A 13,473-nucleotide genomic window follows, 5' to 3' on the forward strand; every position below is an offset into this window, starting at 1 on the left:
ACATTAAATACAACAAATTTTAATAAAAAGGAGAGAACATCATGAAAATACTGAAAAAAATATGGGAAAGTATTACTGAAAAACTTAGAAATAAAAAAGGTACCACTACCGCAAAAGTAACTGATATGGAGAAGTCAAGAACCTCTGATACGCCGGCAGATGTTGAGGAAGTTAAAGTTGAAATAAAAAAGCAAACCAATACAGTTGATAAAGCTACAGAAACTGACACCAAATTATGTAATATAAATAGTGAAAAAGCGCAAATAGAAACTACTGTAGAGCCAACCTCCGAACCGTGTTTTGATAGAGAAACTAATGAGCAAACTCCTGACAGCCCATCTTCCGCTGAACCATGTTTTGATGCTACAGACGAAAAAAACAAACCGTTAACGCAACAAAGGCAAGCAATCCTGGCTGGTGTTGTTGGTGCGGTGTTATTGGCAAGCGGTGTTGCATTGTATATCATGAAAATGCCTGTAGTAGCAGTGGTTGTGGGAATTGTTGGATTAGCTTGTGTGAGTTATGCGTTGTATGATGTCCTAAAGCCGAATACGACGCTAGAGAAAGTAGAAAGTGTGGAGCAGCCTATTCAGTCTTCTTTGAATCTAACATAAAAGGCTATGCTCAAAAAACTATAAGCGTCAAGTAAATTTCAAATAAGGTAATTTCTTTAGAAGAATCTATAAGTTATTAAACTTTCTGCAATTCTTTTATCTCACTTATAGAAAGACCAGTAAACTTGATAATAGTGTCAATATCAACATTATTAGCCAGCATTGTTTTTGCTACTTCAACTTTTCCTTCAATTTTTCCTTCCTCTTTACCAATTTTTTTGCCTTGTTCAGTAGCATCATCGAGTCTTTGAGCGAGGACAGCCTGTTCATCAAGAATACGTTTTATTTCCTGTTCGTAGGCAATAAATTCTTTCTCTGACCAGTTAAATCTATTTAGCTCTTCATAGGCTTTTTTGATTATAAAATCACTCCCTATTATTTTTTCCAGCTCCTCTTCACTGGTTTCCTCTGCATACCTAAAGAAATAGACCCACTTTTCAACTATATTCTCCAACTGATCTTCCTTAGTTTTTGGAAATTTTGGCAATTCAATAAATATAAAGTAGAAATCTTTTAAATCATGTTCATTAGTGTCTTCATCCCGAATAGTATGCTTTGATTTATACTCAGACTTATCGGGAAACAAGATACAATCTGCTATAGCAATAAAGATAATTTCCTTAAGGTCATGGTATTGATCACCCTTGTCAGCTTGTCTTGAATAAGCTTTAGCAGCATAGTACTGAGCACGTTTCTCGAAGCCTTTAGTTTTAGCGACCTGCATTTCGACGATCACTTGCAGTCCATTTTCATCTCTGCAGAGAACATCAACAATACTTTGCTTTTTAGCGGCGATATCAGGGTCTTGAATAGTACTTAAAAACTCTATATCCTTTATTTCATTTTTACCAGTGAAGCCAAGGATATCATTGAGGAAGTGAATAAGAATATCCTTATTTTTTTCAGTACCAAAGATACGCTTGAACGATATATCATTTTTGGGGTCAAGAAATTTAGAAAGAGCCATAATAAGTAAACCTATAGGACGTTAACAATTATACACAATTCTGAAGAAATGTTCAACTTCTTTATGCTAAAGTCTATTAAAGTTAGCTGAATTTCAAGAGTTGGTGAAGAATCTACTTGAGGTAGGTGTTCCTATTAATATAGGCGACTGACCTAAAAAATCTTAAAGCTAGTGGTATGCTTGAAAGATCATAAATATCAAGTAATTTTTTTAGAAGAATATCTAAATTATTAACTCAATATCTAAACAGTTATTCTACTTCTGCTATCCTTTCTCAACTTGGGCTATTTTAAACTTCCACAGCTATAGGATCAACACCATTTTTAACTTCAACATTACTAAGCGCTGTATTTGCCTTATATGAACAGTAAAATCCTACTGCAAGAAAAGTTAATGCAGCTACAGCAAGTGAAATACATATTACTAAATGAAACATTGTTAAACTTGCACCAACAGCAAATACTCCTGACAACACAAAAGAAACAGAGGCATAATTACTTTGCCTTTTACTATGAGTGCTTGCCTTCGACAGCTTTTGATTTTTACAACTTAGCTCCTTAATCTGATTTTCCAGCTTGCTTTTGTTTTCAAGTTGTCCATGTGTATTATTTAACTCTTTACTTTTAAGTTTATTGTTTAACTCTTTGACTCGAACATCATTACTTTTTAGTTGATCATTTAGGCCTTCAATGTGACTGTCTTTATTTCTTAGTTGCTCATTTAGTTCTATGATGTTACTGTTTAGGTTCCCAATTTGACTGTCTTTTTCATTCACGATTTTTCGTGTAACCTCTAGATCATTCTGCAGTTTAGTATCTTCTTCAGTTGTAGTCTTTAGGGTATTTTTTATAGCATCAAAATTGCTCTGTAGTTTAGTATTTTTTTCAGTTGTAGTTTTTAAATTGTCCTTTAATTGAGTATTTTCTGCAGTAAGTTGAGTTACTTCGCTAATTCTTATACCCAATTCTTTCTGTACACTATCCAACTGCTCATCTAGTTGATTTTTTTCTTGAGTAAGTTGATCTATTTGACCATTTAGCTTGTTAATCTCTTCTTCAGCTTGAGCTTTTGTATTCTTAAGTTGTTCAGTAAGGTTAGTTACTTCATTAGCTTTTCCAACTGATTCTTGCTGTAGCTTTTCAAGCTGAGCTTGTGTCCTCTCAAGAGCTTGAGTTCTTGCATTCAAAGCTTGATTTGCAGCATCCATCTCTTTATCTTTACTTGCAAGCTGTTCTTGTAGCTCTTCGATTCGACTCTCTAGTCCTTTACTTTTGTTTTCAGATTCCTGCAGCTTTGTCTTCAGGTCGTTATTTTCATTTTTAGGCTTTTTCAGCTTTAGCTCATTCTTTAGTTCGGTGTTTTCTTCAGTTGTAGTCTTTAGGTTATCCTTTAATTGAGTATTTTCTTCAGTAAGGTGAGTTACTTCACTAGTTTTTGTATCCAGAGCTTGATTTGTATCATCAATACTTGCTTGTTGATTTAATGTCTCGTGCTCTAACTTTGAAACCTTTTCATTCACATTATCCAGCTCTTTCTTGCCGTTTTTAAGATCAGCCTCTTTCCTCTTAAGCTCCTCAGTTGTTTTATCCAATTCTTGCTTTACACTATCCCGCTCCCGTTCTAACTGAGCTTTTGTACCCTCGAATTCTTTAGTTTTTGCATCTGAGTCTTTCTGTAGCTTTTCAAGCTGAGCTTGTGTGCTATTAAGTGCCTTAGTTTTTTCAACCAAGTCTTGCTGTATACTATTTCGCTTTTTCTCTAGTTGACTTTTTTCTTCAGTAAGCTCAGTTACTTCCCTAGTTTTGCTATTCAGCTCTTTCTCTTTCTTCTTGAGCTCATCTTGCAGTTTTGTTTTCTCTTGCTCTAATTGAACTTGTACACCCTTCAGCTCTTCCTCTTTCTCTGCAAGCTGAGTTTTCATGCTTTCAAGTGCCTGAGTTTTTTCATTCAATTCTTTTTGTAGCTTTTCAAGCTGATTTCTTGTATTCTCAGATTTCTCTTGTCCTAATGAGCTTTTGACTTGCTGTTCTGTATTTGTAGGCATTTTACCCTCCCTGGAATTATGGCTTATAAGGTTCTGTATTGAACTCCCCATTCTATTTAAGGTATCATTTTTTTCTTCTTTTGCAAAAGTCTTTCTGTCTTTAAGTTCTGCAATTTTCCCATCCAAGCTTTTCTGTGCACTATTTGGTTCTTTTCCTAGTTGATTTTTTTCTTGAATAAGGTCATCAGTCTTTGCTTGTTGACTTGGTTCTTCTTGTTCTAATTGTAAAGCATTTTGCCCTGTAATGTCTAAGTTCTCTTTTCTATCTTGTGAAGTATGACCTTGAAACCTAATAGATGAGGCTACTGTTTTTTTATTTTCACCTTCACTACTGTTGCTTTCAGTTACTATAACTTCAGAATGTGCTTTACTACTATCACCTTGCGCATTCGACCCAGTTGTATTGTCTAAAGAGTTACAACCTAAACTCAAATCTTTCATTTTAAGATCTTTATTCTTCTTGCTCAACTCTTCTGAAAACTCTTTTGCTTTTTTAACTTGATCATACAATATTTCCTTGAAATACTTACTAAGCTCATCACCTTGATCAGTAACGAATACACGATGTTTAGCATTATACGAAAAAGTCTCATTGAGAATGGAAAATTTTATACCGTGATGTGCACTTAGAGCCTTGTTTAAATCTCCTACTTGTTTGTCTATTAATTGCTCAATCAGTGCTTTACTTTCTTCTAAGAATTTGCACATATTACCCAATTCTTCTGACAATTTACCATCATCTACTAACTCTGCTAAAACTTCTTTCAACAAGCCATCTACTGCTGGATGCCCGTGCTGTTTTCTTTCTTGCAAATAAAACTTCAAAATCCCTAGACAATCACTTGATGAACACTCCTGATCAAAGCGCTGATATTCAAATGACAAGCCATGATCAATTTTTGCCCATTTTCTTTCTGCTATGCCTGTGTCATTTGTTTCCGTCATTCCAAAATTTCCTAAATGAAAATCAAATTCCCTAAATATTAAACATGCAGCTAAAAACTTAGCGAAGTATTTGGAATTTTCTACGCTTTTTTGCAACTCCTCTTAGAATTTATGTTGAGCTTCATCTGAATATTTTTCTTGTTTGATATTGCTTTTGTCACGTGCTTCTATATATAGATGGTTAAATGCATTAAAGTTAGGCAGAAATTCCGAACCCAAAAAGATTTGATCCTGATCGTCTTCAATTAGCCAAATTTTTGGTGATTTGCCAAACAGTGCTAGTCTATATAGCGGACCAGCAATAACTTCTGTTATAAATGATCGTACAGAGTCGTCATTGTCAACATTCAATGGCTTAATAAAAAAATCTACTCCTTTGCGCATAGCAAACCACCCACGAGAAGAAGCCTTAATATCTCTGCTTTCGATTGCTTCGAACTCTGAGTATTTGTGAGGGATTCTACTTTCTAAACATTTTTCTAAGGCCTTTTGTATTTCCTCTCTAGGTTCAACGTCACGTGGCACTTCTGTAAACTTAGTCATATCTTTATACTTTTGTAATTGCTCAACAGTTGTAGGAGAAGCATTTTCTGAAATAGTAGCAAAACTTTCACGAAAAGGCTTTGTATTACCTTTAACTAAATTCAATACTTTTCCTAAAAATATAATGTTATCAGCACTCGATGCAGTTTTCAACATTAAATCGTAAATTTCCCTTCTACCGCGAGTTCCTATGCTTTTCAGGATTTGTTTCTTTAACGTCTCAATAATCTTATCATCTGTAAATGCTTCTTTGTAGATTGTTTGAATTGCTTCATTTTTGTCCTCAATACATTTTTTGCATAAGTATTCAACAATCGGGAAACACTCTTGACTTATTGCAGCTTCTAATAAAGTAATACAACTCTCCTTCAACAGAGTTTTGGTAGCTGGATCATTGATATTCTGTTTAGCATCTCTTTCAAACACATCTAATACTTTCTTGATAAATTCCTCATTTTGTACTAATGACGCTGCTTCAAGTACACCATACGTAGGATCAGAAGTATTATTTTTCAAAATTTCTTTTAGATTTTGAAGAGTATCTTCATTAGCAAAAACTTTATCCAGTAATTCTTGTTCTTCCCTTAGCACTATAACTGAGAAAAACCCAACTTCACCATTTTCAAGTCGGATTGCTTGATTTTTTAAACTTTGATAAAGATCGGGAAATTTCCCTATAAAGGTTTCAATATACTTTTCACCACCAACAAGCAGATGTAAAAGATTCAAGTTTCCTTTAGCAAAAAGCATATCATGGTATTTCTTTGTTAGCTCATCATTAGCTGCGATTGCCAGCAGTAACAATTCTTTTACTGAGTACCTGCTACCATTTTCTTGAGATTGAAGCACCATTAATATACGGCTTAGTACATATTGGTCTCTAACTTGCGATTGTAAATTCAAAACCTTCTTAGAGAATCCCACGAAAAGCCCTGCTTCTTCTGGATCATCAAAATTGCAAATCACCTGACTTTCGTAATCCTGAATATTATTTACAACCTCAGTCAATTTTGCATCATCATTTTCATTTGCTGCTTTATCTAGAATGTCCTGTATTTTATTCAAAGTTAAATTGTCAGGAATAATGACAAATGAATCCTCTAAACTTTTAGACTCTCTTCCCAATTTTTGATTAAATAAATTCATAAGCTCAATATTACCTTTATCGGTAGCAATTTGCATTGCATCAGGTTCTCCTATATTAGGATCAGCCCCTTTATCTAAAAGCAACTTTACAATTTCAGTACTTTCCAGGGTTACATTGCTTGAAAAATGTTTTAGCATCTCGGTATTTTGTTCAGGAGAAGTATGCTGCAACAGAATCCCCATCGTCTCCTTTTCATATTCGCTGTAGCTATCAGCAATAATTGCTTGTTCTAATTCAGGGGTAACATCAATTTTTGCTCCATATCGAAAAAGCAAACTTGCTAGATTGTGGTCATTGTTTTTTAGAGCAATAAGAATTGGTGTTTTACCCGACAGGGCACTCACTTTATTAATATCAGTTCCATGCTTTAATAGTAATTCTGCAACATCTTTGTTCTTTTCTCTGCATGCATAACTTAAAGCTGTACCACTAGAACAAATATCGGCATTAAGATCAATTTTACCACCTTCTGACAAGACATCTTTGTAAAATTCGAACCAGCCAGCATCTTTACATGCGTTTGTAACAAACAATCTTAATAAGAGTAGTAGTTTGACACCCTGTACCCGATAAGATATATTAAGGTTCTTCATCTCCCTTACTAGCTCTTTTGCTGATACCAAATCTTCACCTTCAAAAGCTTTTAGTAATTTAAAGTACAAATCTTTTTGCCCTGTATTAGCTTGCCTAAGCTGTTTCTCTATTTTGGTGAATTTCCTTGCATCTTTACACGCTCTTCTTTTTCCTGTAGATGGAATGTCTTTAACTTGAACTTTTGGCTCAAATTTTAGCTTTCTTTTTTGTTCTAATTCCTCATGAATAGAACCCTTTAATTCTTCATAGCGCACAGGCAAACTAGTATTAACTTGTTGATTTTCACTATTAGTACCAAGAACCATATTTCTCACTCATTGCAATTAATTTAGTCTATCACTAAAAAAAGATTATGTCAAACAAATTACGAATTTTGGTAAAATGCTAATACCAACCTTCGTTATTGGTTTTGCCCTATTACCTACGAGATTTGGTATTACATGTCCATTTTTCCATATCCTACAATACAGGCAACATTTTTTAGGCAAAACATTGCAATAACTAGTAGCAGCAACAATTTAATTGTTTACTCTTTATGAAAAATCGTAAAGAAGGTACGTATCTTTGTGAGAACTTTTTACGTAAAAGCGGTGTTTCAAAAATAAAAACGCAAAATTATTACAACAAAGTTAGGCAAATTAGTTCATATGTAAATTTAGTTAAAGTAGGCTAAAATAGCTGCTTTTACAATATAGTAGAATTATTATAAAGAAAAGTTCGAACAGGTTATTTGGTAGACCATGCGATTCCAAGAAAAAATCTTCTCACGCTAGCTGGTTTTTGTTGCTGGAAATGGTTGCATCGTTTAAATTTATTAATGTTATATACTACCAAATTAATAGTTGCTCATTTAAGAACCTCCTTCAACTTTACCCAACTCGACACATATACTTTTTGAAACATTGCTGCAAGTAGAAAAAAACAGGTTACCCACCTTAACTTCTTTAAATTTGCTCACAATCTCTACTTGATGCATAAGGTTTTTGTTACACTCCTTTCATCTACCGATTACCTCTACCTACCGCCTTTACCTTTGCTAAGGTCAGAAACACGACTAGCTTCAGGACTTTCTAAGCTCGACTGTGGCAGGTCACCAAAATTACTGGAATCACTAACACCAAGCGATATAGGTGCTTCTACTAATCCATACCCTCCTCCTACTCTGTGATATCCTAATTCTAGATAAGTACGCAGTAATGGATCAATTTGTTCTCTATTTTGAATGTATGCTTGCAATTGCACATCTTGAAATCCCGGATCATTCCTGAATAATTGTGAAATGCCCACTCTTATGTTCTGAAAGTAATTTCTATCTCTGTTTGGGAGGCCTCTTCCAAGAAAATCGCGTATTATATTTATGATATTCTGCACTTGCCCAATATGATTTTCGTTTAGAACTCGATTAATATCACTAGCATTTTCTAATGTCCATAAACCACAATTCCAACCATCTGTTTGCTGACGAACAGAAACATTATTAATCCTGATATTATTTCCTAAGTTATTTTGAATGATATCGGTAATACCACCTGGAACAGCAGTAGCAGTTGAATCAGCATAGTACCCAACATAGTTCCCATTTTGACGTTCAATCACTAGTGTAACCCAATGAGTATTATTTAAAGTAATTATTAAAGTTAAACGCTGTTGTTCTTCATTTTCCCTAAATTGATTTAATACTCTAACAATGTGCTCGTTACCGTCATTCCTTGCCAAATTAGCTACTTCAAAAGTGTGATTACCTTCAGTACGAAGCTGATATCGCAATCTTCCAGCGTGAGCTATATCAATTTGTTGAAGCCAGTAATCATAATGTCCATTTCTCGTCGCAAATTCTAGTGTAAGCAGATCGTTGACATTTTGTATTTGATTACCATCTCCAAGAAGATTGTTTATTTGTCGTAATATTTGTTCTTGTGATAAATGAGTAGTTGTAGTTCCTTGTGATCCATTATGTGCAATATTATCTGTACCTGACCCTATTCTCCTTAAAACCTCTTCTCTTGTACCCTTGAAGTGACGTATAACATGTACCTCAACCCATTCATCATTACCTCGACTATATAAGAAAGTTGATGGCTGTCTTTCACCTTCATTAACATTTTCCTGAAAATTTCTAAATCTTTCATCTAGATTCCCTATTCCCTCCACTATTTCAGGTCTTCCAGTCTGTTCTGCCCCTAAAACACGACTATGACGATCAATTATATGTACATACAGTTCTTGTGGAATAGTTATAAGTTCTTCCTCTCTTCGTGCATCTCTATTAAATAGAGCATAAGACAAAACCACCTCATTTCCAGAAGTAATAAGCAAATATCCTCTTTGCTTGTTCATAAGTTCTTTTATTCGATCTTTTGCGTTATTCTCCTTTTGTGCTACTTCTTCTGCATTACCAGCAAATCTTAATATATATCCAATTGGATGAGTATCTAGATCATTCTCTGTAGGTTGTCTTAATAATAAAAGGTCTAATCTCTGTTCTGTAATTCTTGTGAGTATTACCCTTTCTCCTTCTTCTTCCTGACCCCTTTTCAAACTATATGTTTGACCAATTTTATACATAGTAATCACTTTATAAGGATTATCACTAGCATAAAATGTACCATGTAGTATAGAACGAAATTTATCCTCACTATTAACATTTATTGCATCCATAAGTGGCATCAATGCTCCAGAGATCTCTTGAAATAGTTCTCTATGCTGACCTACATTTTGCCAGCCATCATTCATAACTTGATTCAAAGTGTTATGTACATTTTCAGCATTAGGCACTTGTACAAGATCACCAGCAAGAAAATTATTTGCATTATTATTTTGGTAATCGTGATACAAACCAAGGTCATTTGGTTGATCAATATCTAGCTCAAATTGGTCATTAAGTGTGAATGAAACTTTCCATACATGAACATCATTCCCATCAATATTGAGAGTTTGTAAATTGATAGCTTCTTGTTGTACATCATCATTAATTCTGATATTAAATATAACTATATCAGAACCTTGAGCATGAAAGACCATGGTTAAAGCATGATCCCCATCATCATATCTAAGTATATACTTTGCTATAGGTACCTCTACTTCTTCTTCACCTTCTAGTTGTAAATGATGTATATCAAAAGCACTACTCCCAAAAGCAAAACCAGTTATACAATCAAATATTCTGTTATAATTCTCTGCATTCCTTGGTATTTCATTAGGAAGGTGTTGAAGCAAGAAATCTCTAATATTTTCTCTAATTCCTTCATTCTCCAAACACTCAAATAATCTTTGTACTAAAGGAAATCTATCCTGTTGAAGTTCTACTATATCAACACTAAAGGGATCTAGATTTAAATTAAAATTTAATCCAACACAGACAGTATTTCTTGATTCAGTATGAATAGGTATAAATGAAGAAGTGTGTAACCTTCCAGCGTAGCCTATGGCACAGTTTAATGCAACATCTGACGGTGTATCAAATATAGCAAGATTAATAACAATAGGAATATTTTCTCTTTCTGCTTGATGACGTACAAGAAATGCAACATGTGAGTTTCTAGGAGATAAGTCAAGGTCAATGCCTATTGCGTAGTGATGACTAAAATTTGCTAAGAAACCTAATAAAAACCCGTGACTCTCAAACTTTTGACTGCGATTTTCAATATTATTTTCTATCTGCGCTCTATAATTATTATAGGTATCAGTTATATATTCTAAAATATCTTCTCGGAGAGAATCTCTTACATCTTGTCTTTGGTTGCTTGCTAGCATTTCTATAAAATCGCCAATTCTTTGTTGACTAGGTTCGACTCGTGCAAAATTGATCAACCTATCAAGCTGTTCACACTGATTTCGATTGAGTTGTCTCCTTTCTATTTACTTAATTGTTAATCTGTGATCTTCTAAGAGCTGTCTAATAAGATTAATTTCAGATGCTGAATATTTGCCAAATTTATCTCTACCTCTAAGATCTTTTTCACGAATCACCTCGAATACTGTTGCAATTGCTTCTCCCTGACTCTTGCCCTTTCCATGCATGCATACTTTGTATTGCTCAAAATTTAGGTCTTCTTCCCTTAAATTTGGATTTTGCCCTCTAATCTCTCGCACTAGAGCATTTCTTTCCCTTGTACTGAACCTTAACCCATCACTATTAGGACGATCAGAAATACTGTAGCATCTGACAACTTGCTGTCCGTCACGATAAACAGCAACTTTTAGGTTTCCCGTATCTCGATTTTCACCATTACGTGGATTAACACCATGGTTATCAAAACGAAAATAGACTTTTTCACTTGGATCTAAAATACCTTCATCATGCGCAGTAGCAAACATACTAAAAAGAATACAGGAAGGAAACAACCTGCACTTACATGATACAAGAAAGATGGACATTGATCTAAAAAAGATTCAAACCTTTGTCTGAAGCCTTCAAGATCTCCATCCACTAAACTCCTAATAAGTCCATCACCATTATTCATATAAGATACCCTTCTATTTTCTACGGCTAGAGACACCACTCATACTAGGAGCTTCAAACTTGGACTGCGGACCATCACCAGAACCATCAAGTGGCAAAGATGTTTTCTTACTACCATGAGCTTGAGATTGCGTCCGTAAATCATACCTAGGGCCATCACCTACAGGACCAGGTGGTAAAATTGTTTTCTCTAACTCAGAGAATAATTCTTCTGCAAACAGACCGTAATCTACATTTACTCTTTTACCTTCTCTACCACACAATCTAAGGTTTTTTATTATCTTTTCCTTAAAGAACTCAAATCTCTCAGGAAAGCTATTTTTAGCAAATAACATCATATCTAGTATTTCTTTTTTCTCTATTTCTTTTTCCTCATCAGACTTATAAATGTCTTCTCGTTTCCAGTTAACTATCAATTCTGCAAGTACACCCTTTATAGGAATTCTACCATTCGAAGTATCAATAATAGCAGTCTTTTTGTATTCATCCAAGCTGTCACACTCCCAAATTTTCATAATAACAGACCTAGCTTGAGCACTTGACTCAGGATTTTTCAACATCACATCTGAAAGTGAGGAAAGAAGAAGCTCATAGTCTCGCTGTGAGAATATTTTGTCCGAACAGTCTCCTCCTGCTGGAACGCCTTTATAACACCAGCACTGTACCAAATCATGAACCGTATCAAAAAAACATGACTCTATTAATTCAGCAAGAAGGGAATATACTCCCTTATCTTTCTGCAATAATTTCTGTAAAAGAGTATCTTTGTCAGCTATATTCCTTACACAAAAATCTAAAATAGGAGCGTCTTTCTCAACAGATTGAGGACGAGAAAGAGCAATAACAGCTTCTGTAAGCTTCTTTTCTTTATCTTCTTCTTTTAGATGATTATAAAAATACTCTACTCCTTCACTCCATTTAAGTTTTACAGCACTGTCAAAACCTTCTACTGCATCATACTCCTTTAATTCCCCAGACTCTCTATTGATCCAGAAATCAAAAATACGACCATTCCTCTTTATCGTATCTAGCAGGGAGTTTCGTACGTATTTGTCAATTTCAGTTTCAGTTTTGCCATCAAATTTACCAGGAGGAAATTTGCTCTTGAGAAATTCGAATCTTTTTTGAAAGAACGGAAGAATTTTTTCTACCACACAGTAACTAGAAGCCATCTCATTCTGCGAAGTGGATTATCGATTTCTCCTATTTTCTCTTCAGTCAATCTTGTACCTAAAACATCATTATTTAACCTTGTACCTCACCAACAACCTTCATCTTGGAATACATTGTGCAAAAACTGCAGCTTATCATCCTTAAAAAATTTAATATTCTCTATATAGGTTTCCGCCCACCTTTTAATAGCTAACTTCCTTCCAGAAGCAATTTCAGAATCTGTATGTTTTATAACATCTTGTAGCTTTTTAAGTACTGCAGCATGACGATCTGTCTTCCTTGGCATTTTACCCTCCCATTAAATATTAATAGTATTATGTAAAAGGGGCATTATACAGACATTAGAATGGATTGCAATATTAAAATTACTAGAATAGAGGGTTTAATAAAAAAACGTTATGGCTAAAACTTCTTTTCTTGAATTTTCTCAATATAATCAACAGAGAGGCCAGTATCTTCAGCGATAACATCTGTTCACCTTTTTTTCGCCGATTAGGATTGTATATTAAATCAAAGTCGCAAGACTATAATGAGCAAGGAGTGATACTGTCAATTGGATTGATTGATAGAAATCGTAGGCATCTCAGTACACTCCTAGCTTTAAAAAATGGAGTACGAACGGTAGGAGGATCTAAAAGATCGAATCACAATCCTGTACAGCATTTACATTATTATTTGATTATATTTATAGGTACAAAAATGGCTAGAACAGTTTTTGTGGGTATTGATGTTTCAAAAGAAACACTTGATATCTCAATCAACAATAAACATCAGCGTATAGAAAATGCAGAGAGAGCTATATCTGAGTTTATAAAGTCGAAAATGGCTAACGTATTTGTTAAGTTATGTGTAGTAGAATCCACAGGAGGTTATGAGAAACTTGTAATAAAATTGTTACAAGAACATAACATAGCTGTTCACAGAGCTCACCCAAATCGGGTATGCATTTGCAAAAGCCTGCAACCACTTTGCAAAAACAGATAA

8 protein-coding genes and 1 pseudogene are annotated in these 13,473 nt (G+C 34.4%); 2 read left to right on the forward strand and 7 right to left on the reverse strand.

Going from position 1 to position 13,473, the window contains the following annotated elements:
* The first annotated feature begins 41 nt into the window (after positions 1-41).
* The gene (locus OM966_RS01675; protein ID WP_264328567.1) at positions 42-614 is read left to right on the forward strand and encodes a hypothetical protein; all 573 of its coding nucleotides are present in this window, start codon (positions 42-44) and stop codon (positions 612-614) included.
* Between the two features lie 76 nt (positions 615-690).
* On the opposite strand, the gene OM966_RS01680 is transcribed toward OM966_RS01675, so the two are convergent.
* From OM966_RS01680 to OM966_RS07230, 7 genes are all read right to left on the reverse strand, one after another.
* Positions 691-1,581: an Rpn family recombination-promoting nuclease/putative transposase gene (locus OM966_RS01680; RefSeq protein ID WP_264328568.1), complete on the reverse strand. Its 891-nt coding sequence runs from the start codon at positions 1,579-1,581 to the stop codon at positions 691-693.
* 289 nt (positions 1,582-1,870) lie between these two features.
* Complete coding sequence (locus OM966_RS01685; protein ID WP_264328569.1) at positions 1,871-4,666, reverse strand: TomO hydrophobic C-terminal domain-containing protein; 2,796 nt, start codon at positions 4,664-4,666, stop codon at positions 1,871-1,873.
* 6 nt (positions 4,667-4,672) lie between these two features.
* Positions 4,673-7,159 (reverse strand): host RNA manipulator TomO, encoded by a 2,487-nt coding sequence (locus tag OM966_RS01690; RefSeq protein WP_264328570.1) that lies wholly within the window; start codon positions 7,157-7,159, stop codon positions 4,673-4,675.
* A gap of 709 nt (positions 7,160-7,868) precedes the next feature.
* Positions 7,869-10,664, reverse strand: a complete 2,796-nt coding sequence (locus tag OM966_RS01695; RefSeq protein WP_319604187.1) for a cytoplasmic incompatibility factor CifB — start codon at positions 10,662-10,664, stop codon at positions 7,869-7,871.
* 48 nt (positions 10,665-10,712) lie between these two features.
* On the reverse strand, positions 10,713-11,171 hold the full coding sequence (locus OM966_RS07225) for a hypothetical protein (protein ID WP_319604185.1): 459 nt from the start codon (positions 11,169-11,171) through the stop codon (positions 10,713-10,715).
* Positions 11,172-11,330: 159 nt separating this feature from the next.
* Positions 11,331-12,488, reverse strand: coding sequence for a cytoplasmic incompatibility factor CifA (locus OM966_RS01700; protein WP_319604183.1), 1,158 nt, complete (start codon positions 12,486-12,488; stop codon positions 11,331-11,333).
* An 86-nt stretch (positions 12,489-12,574) separates the two neighbouring features.
* Positions 12,575-12,775 (reverse strand): hypothetical protein, encoded by a 201-nt coding sequence (locus OM966_RS07230; RefSeq protein ID WP_319604294.1) that lies wholly within the window; start codon positions 12,773-12,775, stop codon positions 12,575-12,577.
* A 413-nt stretch (positions 12,776-13,188) separates the two neighbouring features.
* Between OM966_RS07230 and OM966_RS07480 the strand changes: the two are divergent.
* A pseudogene (locus OM966_RS07480) lies at positions 13,189-13,473 on the forward strand (IS110 family transposase); the annotation flags it as partial.

The organism is Wolbachia endosymbiont (group A) of Andrena hattorfiana (assembly GCF_947179565.1).
Classification (GTDB): Bacteria; Pseudomonadota; Alphaproteobacteria; order Rickettsiales; family Anaplasmataceae; genus Wolbachia.